The following is a 22722-nucleotide window of genomic DNA, read 5'->3' as shown; positions in this document are numbered from 1 at the left end:
AACTTCATTTACCTTTGACGAGGCCGAAACGCCGGTCCCGGTGGGCGTACTCTTCGATGGCGCGGTCGAACTCCCTTTCAGTGAAATCGGGCCAGAGGACCTCGGGGAACCAGAGTTCGGCGTATGAAGCCTGCCAGAGCAGGAAATTGCTCAGGCGCTGTTCGCCGCTGGTTCGGATGATCAGGTCGGGGTCGGGATAGGGTGCCGTGTCGAGGTTTTCCGCGACGGTTTCCTCCTGAATCCGGTCGGGGGCGATCTGTCCGTCGGCGACTTTTTCGGCGATTCGGCGCACGGCGCGGGTTATTTCGCTGCGCGAGGAGTAGTTGAGTGCGAGGATCAGGGTGATTGTTTTCCCTTCGGCGGTTCGGTCCTCGATTTCGGCGAGGGCCTTTTGGACCTTTTCCGAGAATCGGGAGCGTTCGCCGATCATCCGGACGCGGACGCCCTGTCGGATCAGTTCGGGGGCTTCATTGGCGACGCTTTGGCAGAAGAGTTCCATCAGGGCGTCGACTTCAGCCGAGGGCCGTCCCCAGTTTTCCGTGGAGAAGGCGTAGAGCGTGAGGAACTTCACACCGTGCCGTGCCGCTGCGCGCAGTGAGGCGCGGACGGGTTCGACCCCGGCCGCATGGCCTTCGCAGCGTTCCAGTCCGCGCAGTTCGGCCCAGCGGCCGTTTCCGTCCATAATGATGGCGACGTGTTGCGGTATGCGTTTCAATTCGCTCATGGTAGGGCACAAATATAGGGAAAAAATCTGTTAACAGCAGGAAAAATCGGATAAATGATTCGCTGTACGTTCCATGACGGCTTTCGGAGGGGGTCAGCCGCGGATGTCTATTCCCCACATCATCTTATTGCGTAACGTGTCGTAAAATGATATATTGTGCGGAACGGCGAGAAAAATCGGTTGTTCGGCTCTTCGGATGGAGAACGTGGCGCCGTGGGGAATGGGGTAGTTCCGGTTGTCGAGGGTGACGAAGGCGTCGGAGCGGCGGGCCTGGACGTGGAAGGTGATGACGCTGGAGTCGGGGATGACCAGGGGGCGCATGGTGAGGTTGTGCGAGGCGAGCGGCGCGATGATGAGACACCGGCAGGCGGGGGCCACGACGGGGCCTCCGGCGCTGAGCGAGTAGGCTGTCGAGCCGGTCGGGGTGGATACGATGATTCCGTCGCCGTGATAGGTTCCGACCATCTGCCCGTCGACCCAGGTCTCGACGACGATCATCCCGGCGCCGTGGCGCTGGACGGTGAATTCGTTGAGGGCCAGATACGAATCGGGCTGCTGGGGGAATACGCCCTCGACGTGGAGCAGCGAGCGGGGTTCGGTCTGTATTTTTCCTTCGGCGATTTGCTGGAAGAGGAGCCCGATGTCGCTGTTTGGAGCGCTGGTGAGGAATCCGAGGTGCCCGGCGTTGATACCCATGACGGGGATCGGGGCACCGTGGAGTCGGTGTACGCCTTCGAGCAGGGTTCCGTCGCCGCCGTAGCAGATCATGAGCGCGTCGGCAGGCTGCTCGCCGACCTGTGGCCCGTAAATTTGTCGGGGCGGGAGATTGCATCCGGTAGCGTGTCGGAGAATGGGTGCAAACTCCACATTTACGGCGAAATCGAATCCGAGGCGTTCGATGGCTCGGAGCATTTCGCGGAGCACTTCGGGTTTGTGGGCGACCCGGGGTCGGGAAAAAAGTATGATTTTCATCGGCGGAGTTTCGAAAAAATCCGTAACTTTACCACGCCGGAGACGCTCCGGGCCCGTCCGGGGATTGCTTCAGACGGTTTTCGAGGCGCAGCGACCGGCATATCGATACAAAGATAGTGAAAGTCGGGAGCAAAATCCAAACTTGTCGTGGATTTTTGTCGGAAAGCCCTTCCGGGGTCCGGGACATGGTTTGAGGGAGGGCCTCGCAGCCGGGTCGCTGTATGGATGCGCTTCGGGACAAGGAGGAGAAGACTATGACGAAACTGAGTGTAAACATCAATAAAATTGCCGTGATCCGGAACTCGCGGGGCGGGAATCTTCCCGACGTGGTGCTGGCGGCCACGCGCATCGAAGGGTTCGGGGCCGACGGGATTACGGTGCATCCGCGCCCGGACGGGCGCCATATCCGCTACGACGACGTGCGGAACCTGAAACGGGTCCTGACGACCGAGCTGAACATCGAGGGCAATCCGATCCCGTCGTTCGTGGATCTGGTGCTGGAGGTCGTTCCGGCACAGGTGACGCTGGTGCCGGATGCGCACGACGCCATCACCTCGAATGCGGGCTGGGACACGCTGGCGCACAGGGAGTTCCTGAGCGACGTGACGCGGCGCTTCCACGAACGGGGCATCCGGGTCTCGATCTTCGTGGACCCCGAGCCGTCGATGGTTGCCGGGGCGAAGGCGTGCGGTGCCGACCGGGTGGAGCTCTATACGGAGGCCTATGCCCGGGAGTACCGTGAGGAGCCCGCGCGTGCCGTGGCGCCCTATGTGGCGGCTGCGGAGGAGGCGCGGCGTCAGGGGCTGGGGCTGAACGCCGGGCACGACCTCTCGCTGGAGAACCTGCGCTACTACGTGGAGCGCATTCCGTGGACCGACGAGGTCTCGATCGGCCATGCGCTGATCAGCGACGCCCTCTATTACGGATTGGAAAATACCGTGGGGCTCTACCTCCGCGAACTTAAAAATGTAAGAGGATGAAACGCCTGCTGATTCTTGCCGCGGCCCTGCTGCTGACGGGTGCGGCCTTCGCCCAGGGGGAGTATCACTTCCAGCGCCGGAGCCTTTTCGACGTGCTTCCGCTGCATTCGAGCGACATCGTGTTCCTGGGCAATTCGATTACCGACGGCTGCGAATGGGCCGAGCTGTTCGAGAACCGCCACGTGAAGAACCGCGGGATCAGCGGCGACCGTTCGGGGTGGTTGCTCGAACGCCTCGATTCGATCATCGCGGCGCACCCGAAGAAGCTCTTCCTGATGATCGGGACGAACGACCTGGCGGCGGGCATCTCGCCGGATGAGATCGTGCGGAACGTCGCGCGGCTGATCGACCGCTTCCGGACGGAGTCGAAATGGACGAAGATCTACGTGCAGAGCATCCTTCCGGTGAACGGCGTGGACTTCTCGAAGTACCGGAACCATTACGAACACGCCCACCTGATCGTCCCGACGAACAAGCGCCTCGAAGCGCTGTGCGACGAGAAGGGCGTCCAGTACCTCGACGTGTGGGGAGCCTTGGCCGACTACGAAGGGAAACTCGACAAACGCTACACGAACGACGGGCTGCATCTGATGGGCCCGGGCTATCTGGTGTGGCGGGATGCAATCAAAATCCATGTCAAATAGCCGCGTGCCGCTTTCGAATCCGATATTCCGGCGGATTTCGCGCCTTGCCGACGAGCAGGGTGTGCGGGCCTTCGTGGTCGGGGGTTACGTGCGGGACTACTACCTGCGCCGTCCCTCGACGGACATCGACGTGGTGGTCGTGGGGAGCGGCATTGCCCTGGCCGAAGCGCTGGGCCGGGAGCTGCGGACGAAGGTTTCGGTCTTCAAGACCTTCGGCACGGCGATGGTCCGGGCCGGGGGGATCGAGGTGGAGTTCGTCGGGGCGCGGAAGGAGTCCTACACGCACGATTCCCGCAAACCGGAGGTCTCGCCCGGGACGCTGGAGGATGACCAGCGGCGGCGGGACTTCACGATCAACGCGATGGCGTGGTCGCTCAACGACGCGACGTTCGGCGAACTGGTCGATCCGTTCGACGGGATGTCGGATCTGGAGGATTGCATCATCCGCACGCCGTGCGACCCGGACGTGACCTTTTCGGACGATCCGCTGCGGATGATGCGGGCGGTGCGGTTCGCCGCGCAGCTGGGCTTCACGATCGAGGAGGAGACCTTCGACGCCATCTGCCGGAATGCCGAACGGATCCGGATCGTTTCGCGCGAACGGATCGCCGTGGAACTGAACAAGATCGTGCTGTCACCGGTTCCGTCGATGGGCTTCGAGCTGCTGGAGATGACCGGGCTTTTGAAGCTGATCTTCCCGGAGCTGCAGGCCCTGAAGGGGGTTGAACGGCGGGGCAAACACGCCCACAAGGACAATTTCTACCATACATTGAAGGTGTTGGACAACGTTTCGCGGCGTTCGGACGATCTGTGGCTGCGCTGGGCGGCGATCCTGCACGACATCGGCAAGCCGCAGACGAAGGCCTACGACCCGCGGGTGGGGTGGACCTTCCACGGCCACGAGGTGGTGGGTTCGAAGATGGTCCCGGGGATCTTCCGCCAGCTGAAACTCCCGTTGAACGAACACATGAAGTTCGTGCAGAAGCTGGTTTTCCTGCACCTGCGTCCGATCATCCTTTCGGAGGATCTGGTGACCGACTCGGCGGTGCGGCGGCTGCTGTTCGAGGCGGGCGACGATGTGGAGGCGCTGATGACGCTGTGCGAGGCGGACATCACGTCGGGGATCGATGCGAAGGTGAAGCGCTATCTGGCGAATTTCGAACTGGTCCGCCGCAAGATGAAGGACCTGGAGGAGCGCGACCGGATCCGGAACTTCCAGCCTCCGATCACGGGCGAGATCATCATGGAGACCTACGGAATCGGCCCCTGCCGGGTGATCGGCGAGATCAAGGAGGTGATCAAGAATGCGATCCTCGACGGGGAGATCCCGAACGAATACGGGGCGGCCTACGCGCTGATGGAGCGTCTGGCGGCCGAACGGGGCCTTGTGAAGGCGGTGCGGTGACTTGATTCGGGTGGCGGTCGCCGGACGACAAGGAAGAGGGTGGAACGCGGAGATGCTTCCACCCTCTTTCCGTCATGGGGATCCGGGTGCCGGAGTCCGCTCAGAACAGGAATCCCAATCCTCCGTAAAGGCTGAAATACCAGCGTCCGGGGTCGGAGCGATGGTCGGAGAACGAGGTGTAGGTGCGGAAATTGTCGGTCACATGGTAGTGGATCCCCGGCGAGACGGAGAGTGTGAAACGCCAGATGCGGTAGGTGAGCCGCATCTCCGCGTCGATGGAGAGTGTGAAGGGGTGGTGTCGGAGGATTCCCTCGTCGTACCACTCCCCGTTGTTGACCGCCGGGGTGCGCGTGGAGTGGACGTCCTCCTTCCCGAAGATCCAGCCGGGGGTCACACCTCCGCTGAACTCGATGCGCTGGGGCAGCAGGATGAAGAGCAGCCCCGGGAGCGGATTGCCGCGGTTCTCGATGGTTGAGGCTGCGGCGTCGGGCCAGTTCTCGCTCCAGCGTTCGCGGCCCCGCAGCGGCGAGCGCCAGGCGAACTGGATCGGAATCCCGAAAGATCGTTCGATTCCCCGCAACTGGGGGATGTAGAGAACCCCGACGCGGAATCCGAGGTCGTTGAACCCGAACGATGTGTAATCGAGGCGGTAACTCTCCTGAGCCCCTCCGTCCTCTCCCTGCACGGCGGTATACATGCCGATGGAGAGGGTGGCTTCCTGACGGCTTTGCCACGGGTCGAATCTCTTCCGGGCGGAGTGTTGCGTCGTTGCGACGGGATCGGTTGGCAGATAACGGGTGTCGATCAGGTATTCGGGGTCGGGATCGGTGAGCGTTTGGATCGGCAGGGCCGATACGGGGAGCACTCCCGCCAGGGCAAACAAGCAGATGATGCGATACATGTCGTTCAGAGTCTGTTTCAGGTTACCGGGCAAAGATAGTATTTTTCGGAGAACTGCCAAATCCGGGCATCGCCTTCCGAAAAACATGGGCGCCTCGGCTTCCTGCGGACAGCCGACCCGACTTTCCCTCCCTATTTCTTCCTTTTCTCTTCCTTTCCTCTCTCCCTTCTCCTTTTTTCTCACCCTTCCCTCTTTCCCCTCTCTCCCCTCTCTCCCCTCTCTCTTTTGGGGCCGCCTTTTTCCCGGTCCGCTTTTTCGGTCGTCGGATTCCGCCTGTTGCGGAAGCTCTAAGCCTTCTCTACGTCGCTTTTCCCCTGTCGGGCCTTTTCGGCCTCCAGCTGGGCGCGGGACTTCGACTTGGTGACGAGCCATACGCCGACGAAGACGCAGAGCGCGGCGAATCCCTTCGTGGGCCCGAAGGTGTCGAGCCCGATGGCGACGGTGAAGAGCACGGCCACAAGCGGCTGGACATAGTTGTACATCGAGACGACGGTGGGCCGCAGGTAGCGCTGTGCGATGGGGACCATCAGGTAGGAGACGAACGTGGCCCCGACGACCACGAAGGCGATTCCGCCCCAGGTGCGGGACGAGAGAGCTGCGTAGTCGACTTCGACGAGCGGGCGGTAGTAGATTGCGACGGCGACGATGGCCGCGAAGAGGAACATCCACTTCATGACCGTCACGGGCGAGTAGCGGACGATGACGTCGCGGAAAGCCGTGAGGTAGGTGGCGTAGCTGACGGCGCTGATGATGCAGAGCACGTCGCCCTTGACGCTGGAGGTGTGTCCCGAGCCGTGCTGGCTGACGAGGATAAGGAGCACGGCTCCGGCGCAGCCGAGGAATACGCCCCCGGCCTTGAGCCAGGTGATGGGTTCGCGCAGGAAGAGCGTGGCGAGGATCATCGTGAGCACGGGGACGATCGTGGCGATGATCGAGGTGTCGATGGGCGATGTGAGCGACAGCCCCCAGAGGAAAAGCATCTGGTTGAGCTGGATGCCGAAGAGCGAGGCGAAGAAGAGCAGCACGATGTCGCGGCGTGTGACCCGTTCGCGGGGCAGGAAGAGCGAGGCGGTCCAGAAGAGCAGGGCAGCTCCGATCATGCGGTAGACGCTCATGGCGAAGGGGCTTATGCCGCCGGGGTTGGTTGCGGAGATGAGGACGCTCTTGCCGATCGGGGCGTTGAGCCCCCAGATGATGTTGGCGACCCAGAGGGCCACATGACCTTTGAGTTTTCCTTTGTCCATGTTCGGGAACGCTTTGAACGGTCGTCCGTTTGTCTCGGTTTCCGACCGTGACGGCGGACCGTGACGTTGAAGACGCGGCAAAGTTAGGAAAAAAATCGGTGCGATAATTGCCGGACAGGGCATTTGTGGGAAAAACGCACTGTCACCTGGATCCCATCTTCGCCAACCTCTTTTTCGGGGCGGACTTCTCGTTTTATCTCTCGCTGAAGCGCGACTGTCTGGATTTCCGCAGATCTTCATGTTGCAGGCGCTCTCTGCGACGCTGTTTTTCATTCCCTTTGCGCTCTTCACGCGCGGCTCCCGGCGCATCGGCTGGCGCGATGCGGGACGGACCGTGCCGGTTTCGCTGCTGCTGGTGGGCCTACGGCTGGATGCACCTGCTGCTGCGGAGCGACGGCCGCCTGCCGCACTATTCGGCCAGCAGCCGGCGGCGCCACTCGTCGGGGACGGGGCGGCTGCACTGATTCGGGAAGTCGAAGACGACCATCACGGAGCGGCTTTCGCTGCGCACGTCGTCGCCGACGAGCATCTGCTGGAAGAGCGTCAGGCTCTTGTTCCCGATCCGCTCGCAGGTGGTCGTGACCTGCACCGGATCGCCCATGCGGACCTGCCCCAGGTAGGAGGTGGAGGTCGAGACGGTGACGATCCTCAGGTCGCCCAGCAGGGCGTCGGCACCGAGCACCTTTTCGTAATACGCCATCTTTCCGACGTCGAAATACATCTGCTGCGCGACGTTGTTCACGTGCTGGAAGGGGTCGACGTCGGAGAACCGCTTCTGAATGGGTGTTGTCAGGGTCCGTGCCATCTTACTCGCGGATGATCTTGACCTCGCCGCCCTCTCCGAATGCGATGATCGAGGAGGCTTTGCGGGAGGGTTTCCCCTCGAAACGGGGGTTTACGACGAAATCCGCGCCATCGACGATCTCGCGGGCGACGTCCTGCAACCCGACGGCGGTCGGTTCTCCGGAGATGTTGGCCGAGGTCGAGACGACGGGTTTCCCGAATGCGCGGAGCATCCGGCGGCAGAATTCGTGGTCGGGGATCCGCACGCCGAGGGTCCCTTCGTCGGGGATGAGGTTCGGGGCGACGCCTGCGGCTCCGGGGAGGATGGCCGTCAGGGGGGAGGTGGCCATCTCCATGACCTCGAAGGCGATGCCGGGGGCGCGGTTGACGTAGCGGACAACCATGTCGGCCGAGGCGCACAGCACGAGCATCGACTTTTTGTTTTCGCTGCGTTTGAGGCGGTAGATGCGCTCGACGGCCCCGGCATTGGTCGCGTCGCACCCCAATCCCCAGACCGTATCGGTGGGATAGAGGATGATCCCGCCCTGACGGAGCGTGCGCACGGCCTCGTCGACCTCGCGCATCAGGGCTTCGTCGCGTTTCTCTTTCTGGACGTTCTGCATGGCCGGCCTATTTTTTGAGCGGGAGCACCTCGATCCAGTAGTCGTCGGGGTCGTTGATGAAGTAGAGCCCCATGTCGTGATTCTCGAAGCAGACGCATCCCATCGCGCGGTGGTATTCGCGGATGGCGTCGTAGTCTCCGGCCACGCGCAGGCAGAGGTGGCTTTCGTTTTCGCCCAGTTCGTAGGGGGTTGCGGCGTGGTCGCGGAGCCAGGTCAGTTCGAGTTTGAAGGGCGATTCGCCGTCCCCGATGAAGACGAGTTCGTAGGAGCCGTCGGCCGCCTTCTTGCGGCTGATCTCCTTGAGTCCGAGTGCCTTGTCGTAGAATTCGAGGCTGCGGTCGAGGTCGGTGACGTTGATGTTGAAATGGTCGAAACGGCTTTTGATTTCCATGGCTTTCTTTTTTTGGGTTTCGGACGGGTCCGGTGCCCGGGGAGCTGCCGGTCACTGTCGGAGCCCGGGCCAGACAATCGCTGCCGGGGTCCGGAATCGGCTTTTGCGGGGCGGAGCCGCTGCAAAAATAGGAAAAACCCGGGACAAATCCGCCGTTTCGGGGCAAAAGCGGCCGAATATTTTGGGTATGGATTCCGTTTTTTCTTGTGAATTTTATACCTTTGCAGTCTGAACGAAAAAATCCGAAAAAATTCATATTATGGGAAGAGCCTTTGAATACCGCAAAGCGCGGAAATTGAAGCGTTGGGGTCACATGGCCCGGACCTTCACGAAACTGGGTAAGGAGATCGAAATCGCCGTGAAGGCGGGCGGTGCCGATCCTTCGGGCAATACGCGCCTCCGCATTCTGATCCAGAACGCCAAGGCGGAGAACATGCCCAAGGAGAATATCGAGCGCGCGATCAAGCGGGCCACGGAGAAGGATGCCGCCGACTACAAGGAGGTGATCTACGAGGGATACGGCCCTCACGGCATTGCATTCCTGGTGGAGACGGCGACGGACAATACGAACCGCACGGTGGCCAATATCCGGATGCACTTCAACAAGTGCGGGGGTACGCTGGGCAACAGCGGTTCGGTGGGCTTTCTGTTCGACCACAAGTGCGTCTTCAAGTTCAAGGCGGGGAATGCCGATCCCGAGGAGCTGGAGCTGGAGATGATCGACCTGGGCGTCGACGAGTTCTACCCCGAGGAGGACGGCATTACGGTTTACGCGCCCTACGAGTCGTTCGGAGCCATCCAGAAGTGGCTGGATGACAAGGGACTTGAGATTGTCTCGGGCGAATCGGTGCGGATCCCGACCGATACGAAGGAGCTCGATGCCGAGGGCCGCGAGTCGGTGGAGAAGCTGGTCGAGAAACTGGAGGAGGACGACGATGTGGTGAATGTCTACCACACGATGAAGGAGGCTGACGAGGAGTAGTCTCCGAGGCGCAGGGCGCGGAAATCGCCCGGCCGGCGACAGGCAGCGGGCCCTGAAGGGTGACGGATTTGATTTGGTCCGGCACTCTTCGGGGCTCGCCGTTTTGGGAATGGGGCGTTGCGTGCCGTGCATTTTTTTGTGCCGTGGGGCGGGAAGTCTGGCCCGGATGGTGGATTTTCGGGGGATATTTTGGAAATCCTGATTCAATTCCTATCTTTGCGAACCGTGCCTTTGCGGAAAAACGAATGCTTATGAAATCGAAACTGACCCTTTTTGCTCTGGTGCTTTTGAGTGTTTTGGGGACCGCGTCCTGCTCGAAGGGGAGCGGCGGCGATGCAGGCGGCGATGACGGGAGCGGCGGAGACGATCCGGGAGCGACCTCTGCGGTCCATGCGTGGGAACTTACGTCGTGGAACGACAATACGGCGATTGCGGGCTATGTCTACCTGCAGTTCGGGGATGATGGGACCTTTACCCTTTATCAGGAGATCGGGGAGACCTCGACGGCCGGTTATGAGAAGTTGACGGGGACCTATGTGATTGAGGAGGACCCGGATTCGAACCGGATCATTTCGGGCCGCTATTCGGACGATACGTCGTGGTCGGATACCTATATCATTGAATCGTGGACGGAGACGGAGACCCGCTGGCGGTCGGTTTCGGAGGACATTGTCTCGGTCTACACGTGGGTCGAACTTCCGGATTATGTGGTGGAGCCTTCGGTTTCGGCCTCTTCCCGGAGTGCGTCAGTCCAGCATCGGTTCCTCTGATGCTTCGGACGGATCCCGGACGGGAAACGGGCTGTCGGCAATTGCCGACAGCCCGTTTTTCTGATTTCCGCCCGGAGGGTTTCCCGTGGCCGCTGCCGACCCGTGGTCAGAATGCGGCGCAGACCTCGATGCCGAGGGTCAGTTTGTGGAGCGGCTGGTACGAAGTCCGGGTGATTCCCGGGGCCAGGTCGTAATCGACGGAGAAACGCACGCCGAGGTTCTGCATGGCGAGGTAATTCATCGAGATGCCGGTCCCCACGGCCAGCCCGTTTCTTCCGGGGAGGGTCCGCAGATGGGTTTTGCAGCTCTTGTAGAATTCGTATCCGGCGAGGAGTTTGCTGCCGACCTGCCAGCGGAGCGAGACCGGATAGGAGAAGTACGGACCGATGTAGACGGATGCGCTTTCGAGGTTGTCGTCCTGAATCCGGCCGTTGACCTCCATGCGGAGGTTTGAGCAGGCGAGCCGTCCACCGATTCCCCAGTAGGGGGATGCGAACCAGGCTCCCTGGATGGATGTGGTGGGGCCGGAGAAGATTTTCATCTGCATCCCGTCGTAGGGCCTGCAGGTTCCCGGGACGGCGGTTATTCCGATTCCGAATCCGAGGAACGAGGGGTGGCGGTACCGGTCGTAGACCGAGAAGGTTTCGTGGATGTTGAGCCCCTTCTCCTTGAAGATGAGGTCGGCGAGGAAGTATCCGAATTCGGTGGCGAGGATTCCGATTCCGGCTCCGACCATGACGTCGCTCATCCAGTGGCGGTTATTGAGCTGCCGGGTGATTCCGGTAGCGGTGGCGACGGCATATCCGCCGATGCTGTACCAGGGGCTTCGGTGCCCGTACTCCTTGTGCAGCATGGTTGCGGTCATGAAGGCGGTTGCGGTGTGTCCCGAGGGGAAGGAGTTTCGGGCGGAGCCGTCGGGCCGCTTCACGCGGCAGGTGTACTTGAGCGAATTGACGGCGATGGCCATCAACCCTGTGGAGAATGCGTCCGAGACGAGCATCCGGCCCCAGGAGCTGCGGCTCTGGACACCGCAGGCCTTCAGCGCGAGCATCGCTCCGGCGGGGGCGTACTGGAGCCAGTCGTCGTACTCCTGATGGAAGGATTGTGCGTATCCGTTGCGAAGGCGGCGGAAATCGGAGTCGTAGGCCTGCATGACGACGCCTCCGACGATCAGCGGAGCCCCGACGTAGAGCATTCGGTAGGCTTTCGTGGAGGTATGGCGGTCGATTCGTTCTCGGAATTTGCCGCCGGCGCTCCAGTCTACGCTGTCGGACGGCTGGGCAGCGGCCTCGAACCCGGCGCAGGCGATCAGCAGGAGGAGGATCGGGCGTCTGAACATCGCATCCGACTTTTTGCGGCTATTTTTTTCTGCAGATTCCCCGGATGATCTCGCCGCCGATGGCCAGCAGGGAGGTGCATCCGATGATTTCGAGCCACTCCTTCCAGGAGAGGGGCACGGTGCGGAAGACCTGGCCGCCGAATTCGACGATGAGGAACTGCCCGATACCGATTGCGGCGAGGATGAGGAAGAATTCGCGGCACCCCTTCAGGCCGGTAAAGACCGAGTGCCGGGTTTCGAATCCTTTGGCATTGAACATGTTCCAGAACTGCAGGAAGACGAATGTCGAGAAGAAGATGGTCAGCTGACGGATGGAGAGGTCTCCGTCGCGGAGGGTCCATCCGAAGAGCATTCCGAGCAGGACGACGGCCATGACTCCACCGCACGTCACGATGGTGCGGGCCATGCCCCGAGAGATGATGAATTCGTCGCGGGCGCGAGGTTTGTCGCGCATGACCTCCTCGCTGGGGGGCAGGGATGCCATGGCCATGGCGGCGAAGGTGTCCATGATGATATTGACCCAGAGGATCTGGACGACAGTGAGGGGCATTTCGGTGCCGAACAACGCGCCGATGAAGCAGATGAGGATCGCCACGAAATTGATTGTGAGCTGGAAGAGCACGAAACGCTGGATGTTGCGATAGAGGGATCGTCCCCACATGACGGCCGTGGCGATCGAGGTGAAGGAGTCGTCCAGGAGGGTAATGTCCGAGGCATCCTTGGCGACGGAGGTTCCGGAACCCATCGAGAGCCCGACGTTTGCGAAGTTGAGGGCCGGGGCGTCGTTGGTTCCGTCGCCGGTGACGGCGACGACTTCGCCGCGCTGCTGGAGCAGGCGGACGAGGCGCTGCTTGTCGAGGGGTCGGGCGCGGGACATGATCTTCAGCTCCTGCACGCGGTCCAGCAGCTCTTCGTCTGTGGCCGCGGCGAAATCGGCTCCTGTGATGTGGTTGCGTTCGCCGTCGACGGCATCGTCCCAGAGTCCGATCTGTCGGGCAATCTCGCGGGCCGTAGCGGGGGTGTCCCCGGTGACGATCTTCACGCTGATCCCGGCCTCCAGGCAGCGGCCCACGGCGGCCGGAACATCCTCGCGCACGGGGTCCGAGATGGCAGCCACGGCCGCGAAGTGCAGACCTCCGGCCCGGACGGCCTCCGTACACTCCGCCGCGGAGGTCTCGGCCCATGCCACGGCGAGGGTCCGCATGGCGCGGTTCTGGAATCCGGCGAGCTGTTCGGCAACCTTTTCATCGTGCCCGTCCGGTGCGCACATCGCGCGCACGATCTCCGGCGCACCCTTCACGCAGAGCAGGCGGCGTCCCGAAATCCCGCTTTCGATGATCGTGGCCATGTACTTGCGTTCGGTGGAGAAGGTCAGACGGTCGACGATCTTCGCTGCGGCACGCAACGCCTCGTAGTCGTTTCCGCCGCGCCGCATCCATTCGAGCAGAGCCCCTTCGGTGGGGTTTCCGATGATCTGCCCTTCGGCATCGAGGAAGGCCGTGGAGTTGAGCGCGACGACCTCGGCGAAGTCGCGGTCGGGAAGCGCGTCGTAGCGGACGAGTTCCTGGACGTGCATCCGGTTCTGGGTGAGGGTTCCGGTCTTGTCGGTGCAGATGACCGTCACGGCGCCCATGGTCTCGCAGGCGTGCATCTTGCGCACGAGGTTGTTGGTCTTGAGCATCCGGCGCATGGACATGGCCAGCGAGAGGGTGATCGACATGGGGAGCCCTTCGGGTACGGCCATGACGATGATGGCCACCGAGACCATGAAGATGTTCAGCACCTGCTGCGAGATCGAGAGCCAGTCCTGATCGAGCAGCCCTCCGACGAAGACGGCCTTGGCGAGCATGACGCAGAAGATCAGCACGGAGAGGAGGATTCCGACGCGGCCGATGAGTTTCGAGAGCCGGGTCAGCTGCCGGTCGAGCGGCGTCTGCTCCTCGCTCTGGACGGTCGATTGCTCGGTGACGCGCCCGGCCTCGGTGGCGTCTCCGACGGCCGTTACGACCAGGACGCCGTATCCGTCGGCGACGGTCGTCCCGCGCATGGCGACATTCGAGGGATAGGTTGCTTCGGGGTCGAAGTGCGCCGGGTCGACGGTCTTGTCGACTTCGGGTTCTCCGGTGAGGGTCGATTCGTTGATCTTCAGCGAGACGGCCTCGACGAGCTCGCCGTCCGCCGGGACGGTTTCGCCGCCCTCGATGTAGACGACGTCTCCGACGACGACGTCGCGTCGGGGGATCTCGCGGATCGAGCCTTCGCGCATGACCTTCACGGAGATGTCGTCATTGACCTGGTTCAGGCGGCGGAAGCGGCGCTGTGCGTCCCATTCGAACCAGAAACCGACGCATGTGGCGAGGATGATGGCGCAGACGATTCCGATCGACTCGGTGAAGTCGCGGTGTACGAATCCGATGGCGAGCGAGAGCACGGCTGCGAGCAGGAGGATGCGGATGATCGGGTCCTGGAACTTTTCGAGGAGGAGTTTCCAGGCGGAGTCGTCCTTGGGGGGTGTGATGATGTTGTTGCCGTGTTCGGCGCGGCTTTTTTCGACCTCTTTGGCGGTCAGACCTTTGGGATTGTAGTGTATCATGTTGTCAGGAAAATTTGTTCAGTGAAAACTGTCGGGTGGAGGCATCGAGGCGCACGGCGATGAAGAGCAGGATGGTGAATGCGATGAGCGACGAACCTCCGTAGCTCATGAAGGGCAGGGGGATTCCCATGACGGGCATCAGACCGATGGTCATGCCTACGTTCACGAGGACGTGGAACAGCAGGATCGAGGCCACGCAGTAGCAGTAGATGCGCCCGAATGGCTCCTCCTGACGCTCCCCCATGCGCATGAGCCGCAGGATCAGCAGACAGAGCAGCACGAGGACGAAGGTTGTTCCGAGGAATCCCCACTCTTCGCCAACGGTGCAGAAGATGAAGTCGGTGTGCTTTTCGGGGACGAATCCGTATTTGATCTGCGTACCCTGGAGGAACCCCTTTCCGGCGAAGCCGCCGGATCCGATGGCGATTTTGGCCTGGTTGACGTTGTAGTCGGTGCCCAGGGGGTCGCTGATGATTCCGAGGAAGCTGAGTATGCGGTCGCGCTGGTGCTGTTTGAGGATCGAGTTGAAGATGTAGTCGGTCGTGGGGAGGAAGATGAGTGATCCGACGAAGAGTCCGAGCGTGATGAATATGTTGGTCAGCTGCGACCGGTAGGCGTACACGGCGGCAAAGGCCACGGCGGCGAGGGTCATCAGGAGCAGGCTGTGGTAGAGGTCGAGGGTCCCGGGGCTGATGAGGGCCATGATCAGGCAAAGGAGGATGGAGGCGAGCATCAGCGCGGCGAGGAAGATGATGCGCGAGCGCCAGTGCCCGTTCATCATCGCTTCGGAGAGCGTGCAGACGAGGATCAGGCAGAGCAGGAGCATCATCGGGGAGAGGAGGAACGAGACGATGAACAGGGTTCCGATCAGCAGGACGGGGATGCACAGCCACTTGTTGAGGCCTTCGCGGTAGAGGACGAAGAGGAACGATCCGAGGACGATTCCGGATCCGGTATCGTTCTGGAGGATGATGATCAGCAGGGGGATGCAGATGACCAGTGCGACCTTGAAGAGGTCTGCGGGGCGGTTGATCGAGAAGGAGTAGTTGCTCATGACGCGGGCCAGGGCGAGCGCCGTTGCGATTTTGGCGAACTCGACGGGCTGGATGCGGACGGAACCGAATTCGAACCAGGCTTTGGCCCCGTTGACTTCGCGGCCGAAGAGCAGGGCGGCGACCAGGAACGCGAGCCCGGCGAAATAGGCCGGATAGGCGAACATGTGGTAGTATCGTTCGTCGAGCAGCAGGACGACGAGTGCCGTGACCCAGGCGATTCCGATCCAGACGAGCTGCTTCATGTAGAAGTGCGAGAAGGAGAATGTCTGCGCTGCGGAGTCGTCGTAGGAGGCGGAGAAGATGGAAACGAATCCGGCCAGTACGATCAGTACGTAGAGGAGGACTGTTCCGCGGTCCACGCCGTCGAGAATACCGTTGTGCCGGTTACTTGTCATAGGCGGGGTAGTGGATTTGCATGTTTTTGACATAATCCAGCAGGTAGGGTCGGCGGATCGTGTCCGTGAGGTAGTACTCTTCGAGGAGGCTGGCGATGGGCAGGGCGGCCGAGGCTCCGAATCCTCCGTTTTCGACATAGACCGAGATGGCGATCCGCGGGTTGTCCTTCGGTGCGAAGGAGAGGAACGTGGAGTGGTCGCGGCCGCGGGGGTTCTCGGCCGTTCCGGTCTTTCCGCAGACGTCCCAGCCTTCGAGGCGGGCCATCGTGGAGGTTCCTCCGACGTTCACGCCGCGCCACATGCCCTCGACGATGGGTTCGAAGTGTTTGGGGTCGACCTTCGTGTAGTGGCGTTCGTAGAAGCGGCGGTCGAGCGAATCGCGCCCCTCGACCTTCTTGACGATGTGGGGGATGTAGTAGTAGCCTCGGTTTGCGATGATGCAGGCGAGGTTGGCCAGCTGCAGGGGCGTGCATCCGAGGGCATCCTGCCCGATGGAGAGCGAGAGGACGGTGAGCGAGTTCCACGACCCGCGGTACTGGCGGTCGTAGTAGGCGCGGTCGGGGACGTACCCGTTCCCTTCGTCGAGGAAGTCGGAGTCGAGTTTGCGGCCGAATCCGAAGCTCTCGACATACTCCTTCCAGACGTCGAATCCCTCCTTGACGTTTCCGTATCTGGGGTTGTCGAGGATGTCGCGGAAGACGTAGCAGAAGTAGGCGTTGCAGGAGGTGGCGACGGCGAAGCGCAGGTCGAGGGGCGAGGCGTGGGAGTGGCAGGCCATCTTGAGCCGCCCGGCCTGATAGCCGTTGTGGCAGACGTGGAGGTCCGAGGGCCGGAGCACGCCCTCCTGCAGCCCGATAAGCCCCTGGACGAGCTTGAAGGTCGACCCCGGGGGATATTTGGCCTTCACGGCGCGGTTGAACAGCGGTTTGCGCTTGTTGTAGAGCATCTTCATGTAGTTGTTTCCGCGTTCGCGTCCGACCAGCTCGTCGGGGTCGTAGGTGGGCGAGGAGACCATCATGAGGATTTCGCCGGTCGAGGGTTCGATGGCGACGGCGGCCCCGACCTTTCCGCGCATGAGCTCTTCGCCGAGCAGCTGCAGCCGGGCGTCGATCGTGCTGACGAGGTAGTTCCCGGGTTCGGGAACGGAGTCGTAACGACCGTCCATGTAGGAACCCTTGATGGCCCCGTGGGTATCTATCTCCTGGATCTTGACGCCCTTTGTGCCGCGGAGTTCGGGTTCATAGGCGGACTCCACGCCGCTCATGCCCACGTAATCGCCCACCTTGTATTCGGGGTGTCGTTTCAGGTAGGTGTCGTTGACCTCGCTGACGTACCCGAGGAGGTTGCCTCCGATCTTGCGGGGATACTGCCGCACGGTGCGGTAGACGGTGTAGAATCCGCGGAAATTGCCCTCGTCGAAGCGGAGTTTGTCCTCCTTGGGGATGTAGCTTGTCACCACGCGGGGGGCCCGCGGGCGGACCCGGGCATTGGCCAGTTCGCGTTCGAGTTTTGCGCGGGAGATTCCGGCGACGTCGCAGAGGCGGGCGGTATCGAATCCCCGTTTGTCGATTTCGCGGTAGATGACCATCAGGTCGTAGCATTCGCGGCTCTGGACGAGGTACTCTCCGTTCCGGTCGAAGACTTCGCCGCGCGGGGGGTACTGCACGACGTGGCGCAGGACGTTGGCTTCGGCGAGTTCGGCGTAGCGGGAGTCGAAGAGCTGAATGTAGCCCAGGCGGGCGACGAGCACCGCGAAGATGAAGATCACGATGACCTGCAGGGTCCTCATTCTCAGGAAGCTTTCGGAGTCCCTCATACGCGCGCGGAGATTTTTGCGGTGAAGATGCGTGCGATGATCCACCCGAACGCCACCGAGATGGCGGAGCTGATGACGATTCTCAGGATCGTGTGGGGCATCAGGCTCCAGGAGAGGGCTTCGAGCAGGAAGAAGATCGTGTGGTGGATGATCGTCAGGGCGAGGAGGAACAGGAAGAATTTTCGGGTTCCGAGGCGGTCGGGAGCGGGGATTCCGCCTTCCCGGACGTTTTCGCGGCCGCAGATCATTTCGGCGAGCGAGGGGCGGAAGAAGGCGATGGGGAGTGTGGCGATGGTATTGATTCCCGCGGCACCCATGGCGCAGTCCATGGTGATTCCGAGCAGGAGCCCGGATCCGAGGACCGTGACGGGCTGTGCGTCGAGCGGCAGCAGGGCGATGAAGACGACGTACACGAGGGGGTTTAGGTATACGCTGATCGAGAGGTTGTCGAAGAGGAATACCTGCAGGAGGACGACGGCGGCGAATAGCCCGATGTATGGAATGGTTCGGTACATGTCAGTTGACTCGGGAGTGAAGTTCGACCTGTTCGCTGTGCTGGAGGTCCTGGATTTCGTATCGGTCGCGGTCTGCGACGAGGATGACCTCGTTGAGCCGGGACATTTCGGCGGCGAGCCGCACGCGGACGGTATACGAGGTTTTTGTTTCGTTGAGTTGTGCGCTTTCGACCCATCCGATGAGGATATCGGCGGGGAAGTATTCGGAGAGTCCCGCGGTGACGACCTCCTGTCCGGGTTGGGGGTCGGCGTATTTGGAGAGTTCTCCGAGCATCACGAATCCGGGATCTGCGCCGTCCCAGTAGATGGATCCGGAGTATTCGGATTGCGCGATTTTCCCGCTGGTCCGGAAGGAGGTGTTGAGTACCGACATGGCGACGGCGTACCGGTCCGTGCAGGCGACGACGTATCCGACGAGCGAACCGTCGGGGGCCAGTACGCCCATCTCCTCCTCGATGCCGTCTTCGCGGCCCCGGTTGAGTGTCAGGAGGTTCTGCATCCGGTTGAGGGTGCTCCCGACGACGGCGGCGGCGGCGAACCGGTATTTGGATTCGCCTATATCGCGGAGGTATGCGTCGAGGCGGGCTTCGGTTTCGGCTTCCTGGTACTGGGCGAGTTTTTCTTCGAGGCGTGCGACGTGTTCTGCGAGTTGCCGGTTCTCGCGTCCGAGGAAAAGGTACCGCCGGATCCCGGCGAAGAAACCGTGCACACCGCCGGCGACCTGGTTCGACCGGGCGAGCAGCCGGGCCTGGGTATAGCTGGAGGAGTGTGCATAGTAGCCGATGGCTGCGGCTTCCAGCACCACGAAGAGCACGACGACGTAGGTGCTCCGGACGAACTCGATCAGCTTGCGCACGGCGTTTTTCGGTTAAAGCGGGGGATTGACCTTAATTCAAGATTGCGGACCGAGGCCCGCAATCCGTTTCGCAAAAAGTCCGTGTTCCGTGCCTCAGCGCATGAGGAACGAGAACCGGTTGATGTTCTTCAGGGCGATACCCGTCCCGCGGGCGATGGCGCGCAGGGGGTCTTCGGCGATGTGGAACGGGATTCCGGTCTTTTCGTTGAGCCGGCGGTCGAGCCCCTTGATGAGGGCGCCGCCGCCTGCGAGGTAGATTCCGTTCTTGACAATATCGGCGTAGAGTTCGGGGGGCATCGATTCGAGAACCTTCATCAGCGCGGCATCGATCTTCGAGAGGGACTTTTCGAGGGCGTATGCGATTTCGCTGTAGGAGAGCGAAACGGTCTGGGGCAGGGCCGTGAGCATGTTGGGTCCTGTTACGACGAAATCCTCGGGTGCCTCTTCGAGGTCGGAGACGGCGGCGCCGATCGAGCACTTGATGGCTTCTGCGGTCCGTTCCCCGATCCGGATGTTGTGCTGCTGGCGGATGTAGCTCTGGATGTCGTTCGTGAAGACGTCTCCGGCGGTGTTGATCGATTCGGAGCAGACGATTCCGCCGAGGGAGATGCAGGCGATCTCGGAGGTGCCGCCGCCGATGTCGATGACCATGTTTCCTTCGGGGGCTTCGACGTCGAGTCCCGCACCGAGGGCTGCGGCCATGGGTTCGTAGATCATGTATACCTCGCGGCCTCCGGCGTGTTCCGCGGAGTCGCGCACGGCACGGATCTCGACGTTGGTCGATCCCGAGGGGATGCAGATGACCATGCGCAGCGACGGTGCGAAGAGGCTTCCGGAGGTCTTGACCTTCTTGATCATGCCGCGGAGCATGAGCTCCGTGGCGTTGAAGTCGGCGATCACGCCGTCCTTGAGCGGGCGGATGGTCTTGATGTTCGGATTTGTTTTCTCATGCATCTGGCGGGCCTGCTGGCCGATGGCGACGAGTTTTCCGGTATGGACGTCGAGTGCGACGATCGAGGGTTCGTCGACGACGACCTTCCCGTTATAGATAATGAGCGTGTTGGCCGTACCGAGGTCGATGGCCAACTCCTGAGTCAAAGAAAAGATTCCCATAAAACTACCCCAACACTATATTTTGTAAAGTCGTTATTTACAATTACATATGCGGATCTGCCGATTTTCGGTGCGTCGGGAGCCGACATATCTGGACAAAGGTAGCAAAAAGCCCCGGAAAAACGTCTATCTCAAGGTGTATTTTTTTTCGGCGGCGGCGGTTTGCCCGGTAAAACGGGATTTGAAAAGGCGAAATTCCGGGCAGGGGAGCGTGACAATCTGCTTTTTTTGCTATATTTGTAGGATAGTAGCATAAACAGATTCCCGTATGGAATATAAAATCGGCGCCGATGCGCGCTGTGCGGTAATTGGTTATGGCAGTTGGGCGACGGCCCTGGTGGGTCTTCTTGCGGCCAACGGGCGCCGGGTGGGGTGGTACGTCCGCAATCCGGAGGTTTTGGAGTCGCTGCGGAGCGAGGGCCGGAATCCTCGTTACCTGAGCGATCTGGAGTTCGATCCGTCGGTCATCGCGCCGTCGGACGACCTGGATGCCGTGGTCCGGGATGCGGAGGTGGTGATCCTGGCCACGCCGTCGGCCTACCTGAAGGAGATCCTGTCTCCGCTGACCGTTTCGCTGAAGGAGAAATTCATCGTTTCGGCCATCAAGGGCATCGTTCCGGGCGACTACCAGACGGTCGTGGAGTATATCCACGACCGCTACGGACTCTCCTACAAACAGTTGGGGCTTTTTACGGGACCTTCGCACGCCGAGGAGGTCTCGCGCGGGAAACTCTCCTACCTGACGGTGGTGTGCACGGACCTGGAGAATGCCCGCCTGATCGGTTCGCGCTTTGCCGGGGGGAACATCCGCCTGAGCTATTCGACGGACCTTTATGGCATTGAATATGCTGCGATTCTGAAGAATATCTACGCCCTGGCCGTGGGCCTGGCCGTGGGCCTGGGCTACGGGGACAACTTCCTGGCGGTGCTGATCGCCAACTCGGCCGGGGAGATGACGCGCTTCCTGGAGGAGAGCTATCCGGACCGCCGCGACACGCAGGTCTCGGCCTACCTGGGGGACCTGCTGGTGACGTGCTACTCGAACTACAGCCGCAACCGGCGCCTGGGGCTGCTGATCGGCCACGGGTGTACGGTGAAGAGTGCGCTGAACGAGATGACGATGGTGGCCGAGGGGTACTTCGCGGCGGACTGCATCCGCCATATCAACACGCGGCACCGGGTTGAGATGCCCATCGCGGAGATGGTCTACCGGGTTCTTTACGAGCGGGCATCGGCCCGCAAGGAGATGCAGGCACTGACAACCAAATTAATTTGACACGATATGAAAAACGTAAAAGTAGACATTTCGAAGGCGGGCGTAGAGATTACCGCCGAGATGGAGTCCAAGGCACAGGCCGCCAATTCGCTGCTGCACTCGGGCAAGGGTGCGGGGAATGATTTTCTGGGTTGGGTGCGCCTCCCGTCGTCGATCACCGACTCGGAAATTGCCGCGATCAACGCTGCGGCGGCAAAGCTTCGTGCGAAGGCCGACGTGGTGATCTGCATTGGAATCGGGGGGTCGTACCTGGGCGCGAAAGCGGTTCTGGAGGCGATGAGCGACCCGTTCAAGCTGCTGCACAAGGAGCAGCAGAGCCCGACGGTTCTCTTTGCCGGGCAGAACATTTCGGAGGACTATACGGCCGAATTGCTTGACGCGGTGAAGGAGCACTCGATTGCGGCGATCGTGATCTCGAAATCGGGCACGACGACCGAACCGGCCATCGCCTTCCGGCTGATCAAGGCGGAGATCGAGAAGCGCTACGGCAAGGCGGAGGCCGCCGAGCGGATCGTGGCCGTGACGGACAAGGCGCGCGGGGCGTTGAAGACGCTGGCGACGCAGGAGGGCTACCCGACGTTCGTGATTCCGGACGATGTGGGCGGACGCTATTCGGTGCTGACTCCGGTAGGTCTGCTTCCGCTGGCCGTGGCGGGCGTCGACATTGCCGCCCTGGTGCGCGGGGCACAGGAGATGGAGAAGGCGACGGCCGAGGGCGTACCCTTCGCCGAGAATCCGTCGGCGATCTACGCCACGGTGCGCAACGCACTTTACGCTTCGGGCAAGAAGATCGAGATCCTGGGCTCCTACGAACCGAAACTGCAGTATATCAACGAGTGGTGGAAGCAGCTTTACGGCGAGAGCGAGGGCAAGCAGGGCAAGGGCATCTTCCCGGCAAGCGTGACGCTAACGGCCGACCTGCACTCGATGGGCCAGTACATCCAGGAGGGTGAGCGGACGCTGTTCGAGACGATCATTTCGGTGGCCCGTCCGGCCTCGAAGGTCGTTATCGAAGCCGATTCGGAAAACCTCGACGGCCTGAACTACCTGGCCGGGAAGCGGATTTCGGAGGTGAACCGCATGGCGGAACTGGGCGTACAGCTGGCCCACGTGGACGGCGGGGTTCCGAACCTTCGTGTGGAGATTCCGGAGATTTCGGAGGAGGTGATCGGTTCGCTGCTCTACTTCTTCGAGAAGGCGTGCGGGATCAGCGGTTACCTGCTGGGTGTGAATCCGTTCGACCAGCCGGGCGTGGAGGCCTACAAGAAGAACATGTTCGCCCTGCTGGAGAAGCCGGGCTACGAGGAGGCTACCAAAGCGATCAAGGCGCGGCTGTAGCCTGTTT

At 61.5% G+C, this 22722-nt stretch carries 21 protein-coding genes; 7 read left to right on the top strand and 14 right to left on the bottom strand.

Annotated features, from left to right (window positions below):
- Nucleotides 1–4 precede the first annotated feature (4 nt).
- Both ABGT65_RS02605 and ABGT65_RS02600 read right to left on the bottom strand, forming a co-directional pair.
- Nucleotides 5–724: an isoprenyl transferase gene (locus ABGT65_RS02605; protein WP_346699633.1), complete on the bottom strand. Its 720-nt coding sequence runs from the start codon at nt 722–724 to the stop codon at nt 5–7.
- Between the two features lie 93 nt (nt 725–817).
- The gene (locus ABGT65_RS02600) at nt 818–1696 is read right to left on the bottom strand and encodes an NAD(+)/NADH kinase (RefSeq protein ID WP_346699632.1); all 879 of its coding nucleotides are present in this window, start codon (nt 1694–1696) and stop codon (nt 818–820) included.
- Between the two features lie 254 nt (nt 1697–1950).
- Here ABGT65_RS02600 and ABGT65_RS02595 point away from each other — a divergent pair, with 254 nt between their 5' ends.
- From ABGT65_RS02595 to ABGT65_RS02585, 3 genes are read left to right on the top strand one after another with little or no spacing between them, the layout of a single operon-like run.
- Nucleotides 1951–2676, top strand: coding sequence for a pyridoxine 5'-phosphate synthase (locus tag ABGT65_RS02595; RefSeq protein ID WP_346703044.1), 726 nt, complete (start codon nt 1951–1953; stop codon nt 2674–2676).
- Nucleotides 2673–3320: a GDSL-type esterase/lipase family protein gene (locus ABGT65_RS02590; RefSeq protein WP_346699631.1), complete on the top strand. Its 648-nt coding sequence runs from the start codon at nt 2673–2675 to the stop codon at nt 3318–3320. The genes ABGT65_RS02595 and ABGT65_RS02590 overlap by 4 nt, the downstream gene beginning before the upstream one ends.
- Complete coding sequence (locus ABGT65_RS02585) at nt 3310–4725, top strand: HD domain-containing protein (RefSeq protein ID WP_346699630.1); 1416 nt, start codon at nt 3310–3312, stop codon at nt 4723–4725. The genes ABGT65_RS02590 and ABGT65_RS02585 overlap by 11 nt, the downstream gene beginning before the upstream one ends.
- A 100-nt stretch (nt 4726–4825) precedes the next feature.
- Here ABGT65_RS02585 and ABGT65_RS02580 read toward each other — a convergent pair whose 3' ends face one another.
- The 5 genes from ABGT65_RS02580 to ABGT65_RS02560 all read right to left on the bottom strand — a co-directional run bounded on the left by ABGT65_RS02580 (nt 4826) and on the right by ABGT65_RS02560 (nt 8667).
- Nucleotides 4826–5626, bottom strand: coding sequence for a hypothetical protein (locus tag ABGT65_RS02580; RefSeq protein ID WP_346699629.1), 801 nt, complete (start codon nt 5624–5626; stop codon nt 4826–4828).
- A gap of 287 nt (nt 5627–5913) precedes the next feature.
- Entirely contained in the window at nt 5914–6870 is a 957-nt protein-coding gene (locus tag ABGT65_RS02575) for a DMT family transporter (protein ID WP_346699628.1), read from the bottom strand.
- A 409-nt stretch (nt 6871–7279) separates the two neighbouring features.
- On the bottom strand, nt 7280–7675 hold the full coding sequence (locus ABGT65_RS02570) for a thioesterase family protein (protein ID WP_346699627.1): 396 nt from the start codon (nt 7673–7675) through the stop codon (nt 7280–7282).
- Between the two features lies 1 nt (nt 7676).
- Nucleotides 7677–8276, bottom strand: a complete 600-nt coding sequence (locus tag ABGT65_RS02565) for an L-threonylcarbamoyladenylate synthase (protein ID WP_346699626.1) — start codon at nt 8274–8276, stop codon at nt 7677–7679.
- Nucleotides 8277–8283: 7 nt separating this feature from the next.
- Nucleotides 8284–8667, bottom strand: a complete 384-nt coding sequence (locus ABGT65_RS02560) for a VOC family protein (RefSeq protein WP_346699625.1) — start codon at nt 8665–8667, stop codon at nt 8284–8286.
- A gap of 259 nt (nt 8668–8926) precedes the next feature.
- On the opposite strand from ABGT65_RS02560, the gene ABGT65_RS02555 reads away from it, so the two are divergent.
- Nucleotides 8927–9649, top strand: coding sequence for a YebC/PmpR family DNA-binding transcriptional regulator (locus tag ABGT65_RS02555; protein WP_346699624.1), 723 nt, complete (start codon nt 8927–8929; stop codon nt 9647–9649).
- A 251-nt stretch (nt 9650–9900) separates the two neighbouring features.
- Entirely contained in the window at nt 9901–10419 is a 519-nt protein-coding gene (locus ABGT65_RS02550) for a hypothetical protein (protein ID WP_346699623.1), read from the top strand.
- 106 nt (nt 10420–10525) lie between these two features.
- Here the strand turns inward: ABGT65_RS02550 and ABGT65_RS02545 are convergent, their stop codons facing one another.
- The 7 genes from ABGT65_RS02545 to ABGT65_RS02515 all read right to left on the bottom strand — a co-directional run bounded on the left by ABGT65_RS02545 (nt 10526) and on the right by ABGT65_RS02515 (nt 20101).
- A complete protein-coding gene (locus tag ABGT65_RS02545; protein WP_346699622.1) occupies nt 10526–11758 on the bottom strand; it encodes a phosphatase PAP2 family protein in 1233 nt (410 codons plus the stop codon).
- Between the two features lie 19 nt (nt 11759–11777).
- Nucleotides 11778–14351: a calcium-translocating P-type ATPase, PMCA-type gene (locus tag ABGT65_RS02540; protein WP_346699621.1), complete on the bottom strand. Its 2574-nt coding sequence runs from the start codon at nt 14349–14351 to the stop codon at nt 11778–11780.
- A gap of 4 nt (nt 14352–14355) precedes the next feature.
- The gene (rodA, locus tag ABGT65_RS02535; protein WP_346699620.1) at nt 14356–15801 is read right to left on the bottom strand and encodes a rod shape-determining protein RodA; all 1446 of its coding nucleotides are present in this window, start codon (nt 15799–15801) and stop codon (nt 14356–14358) included.
- Nucleotides 15791–17617 (bottom strand): penicillin-binding transpeptidase domain-containing protein, encoded by a 1827-nt coding sequence (locus ABGT65_RS02530; protein WP_346699619.1) that lies wholly within the window; start codon nt 17615–17617, stop codon nt 15791–15793. The genes rodA and ABGT65_RS02530 overlap by 11 nt, the downstream gene beginning before the upstream one ends.
- Nucleotides 17614–18132: a rod shape-determining protein MreD gene (locus ABGT65_RS02525; protein ID WP_346699618.1), complete on the bottom strand. Its 519-nt coding sequence runs from the start codon at nt 18130–18132 to the stop codon at nt 17614–17616. Before ABGT65_RS02525 ends, ABGT65_RS02530 begins: the two co-directional genes overlap by 4 nt.
- A 1-nt stretch (nt 18133) precedes the next feature.
- The gene (mreC, locus tag ABGT65_RS02520) at nt 18134–18988 is read right to left on the bottom strand and encodes a rod shape-determining protein MreC (RefSeq protein WP_346699617.1); all 855 of its coding nucleotides are present in this window, start codon (nt 18986–18988) and stop codon (nt 18134–18136) included.
- A gap of 93 nt (nt 18989–19081) precedes the next feature.
- Entirely contained in the window at nt 19082–20101 is a 1020-nt protein-coding gene (locus tag ABGT65_RS02515; RefSeq protein WP_346699616.1) for a rod shape-determining protein, read from the bottom strand.
- 268 nt (nt 20102–20369) lie between these two features.
- Here ABGT65_RS02515 and ABGT65_RS02510 point away from each other — a divergent pair, with 268 nt between their 5' ends.
- Both ABGT65_RS02510 and ABGT65_RS02505 read left to right on the top strand, forming a co-directional pair.
- A complete protein-coding gene (locus tag ABGT65_RS02510; RefSeq protein ID WP_346699615.1) occupies nt 20370–21377 on the top strand; it encodes an NAD(P)H-dependent glycerol-3-phosphate dehydrogenase in 1008 nt (335 codons plus the stop codon).
- Nucleotides 21378–21383: 6 nt separating this feature from the next.
- Nucleotides 21384–22715 (top strand): glucose-6-phosphate isomerase, encoded by a 1332-nt coding sequence (locus ABGT65_RS02505; RefSeq protein WP_346699614.1) that lies wholly within the window; start codon nt 21384–21386, stop codon nt 22713–22715.
- Nucleotides 22716–22722: the final 7 nt, after the last annotated feature.

The sequence above is a fragment of the uncultured Alistipes sp. genome (assembly GCF_963931675.1).
Taxonomy (GTDB): Bacteria; Bacteroidota; Bacteroidia; order Bacteroidales; family Rikenellaceae; genus Alistipes.
The sequence above is the reverse complement of the archived record's forward strand: the minus strand, read 5'-3'. Positions and strand labels throughout refer to the sequence as shown.

Coding starts and splice junctions, on each gene's coding strand:
- ABGT65_RS02570 (WP_346699627.1), bottom strand. CDS start 7,675: ATGGCACGGACCCTGACAACACCCATTCAGAAGCGGTTCTCCGACGTC.
- ABGT65_RS02560 (WP_346699625.1), bottom strand. CDS start 8,667: ATGGAAATCAAAAGCCGTTTCGACCATTTCAACATCAACGTCACCGAC.
- ABGT65_RS02515 (WP_346699616.1), bottom strand. CDS start 20,101: ATGGGAATCTTTTCTTTGACTCAGGAGTTGGCCATCGACCTCGGTACG.
- ABGT65_RS02590 (WP_346699631.1), top strand. CDS start 2,673: ATGAAACGCCTGCTGATTCTTGCCGCGGCCCTGCTGCTGACGGGTGCG.
- ABGT65_RS02555 (WP_346699624.1), top strand. CDS start 8,927: ATGGGAAGAGCCTTTGAATACCGCAAAGCGCGGAAATTGAAGCGTTGG.
- ABGT65_RS02575 (WP_346699628.1), bottom strand. CDS start 6,870: ATGGACAAAGGAAAACTCAAAGGTCATGTGGCCCTCTGGGTCGCCAAC.
- ABGT65_RS02580 (WP_346699629.1), bottom strand. CDS start 5,626: ATGTATCGCATCATCTGCTTGTTTGCCCTGGCGGGAGTGCTCCCCGTA.
- ABGT65_RS02565 (WP_346699626.1), bottom strand. CDS start 8,276: ATGCAGAACGTCCAGAAAGAGAAACGCGACGAAGCCCTGATGCGCGAG.
- ABGT65_RS02525 (WP_346699618.1), bottom strand. CDS start 18,132: ATGTACCGAACCATTCCATACATCGGGCTATTCGCCGCCGTCGTCCTC.
- ABGT65_RS02550 (WP_346699623.1), top strand. CDS start 9,901: ATGAAATCGAAACTGACCCTTTTTGCTCTGGTGCTTTTGAGTGTTTTG.
- ABGT65_RS02510 (WP_346699615.1), top strand. CDS start 20,370: ATGGAATATAAAATCGGCGCCGATGCGCGCTGTGCGGTAATTGGTTAT.
- ABGT65_RS02600 (WP_346699632.1), bottom strand. CDS start 1,696: ATGAAAATCATACTTTTTTCCCGACCCCGGGTCGCCCACAAACCCGAA.
- ABGT65_RS02595 (WP_346703044.1), top strand. CDS start 1,951: ATGACGAAACTGAGTGTAAACATCAATAAAATTGCCGTGATCCGGAAC.
- ABGT65_RS02585 (WP_346699630.1), top strand. CDS start 3,310: ATGTCAAATAGCCGCGTGCCGCTTTCGAATCCGATATTCCGGCGGATT.
- ABGT65_RS02540 (WP_346699621.1), bottom strand. CDS start 14,351: ATGATACACTACAATCCCAAAGGTCTGACCGCCAAAGAGGTCGAAAAA.
- ABGT65_RS02605 (WP_346699633.1), bottom strand. CDS start 724: ATGAGCGAATTGAAACGCATACCGCAACACGTCGCCATCATTATGGAC.
- ABGT65_RS02545 (WP_346699622.1), bottom strand. CDS start 11,758: ATGTTCAGACGCCCGATCCTCCTCCTGCTGATCGCCTGCGCCGGGTTC.
- ABGT65_RS02530 (WP_346699619.1), bottom strand. CDS start 17,617: ATGAGGGACTCCGAAAGCTTCCTGAGAATGAGGACCCTGCAGGTCATC.
- ABGT65_RS02505 (WP_346699614.1), top strand. CDS start 21,384: ATGAAAAACGTAAAAGTAGACATTTCGAAGGCGGGCGTAGAGATTACC.
- rodA (WP_346699620.1), bottom strand. CDS start 15,801: ATGACAAGTAACCGGCACAACGGTATTCTCGACGGCGTGGACCGCGGA.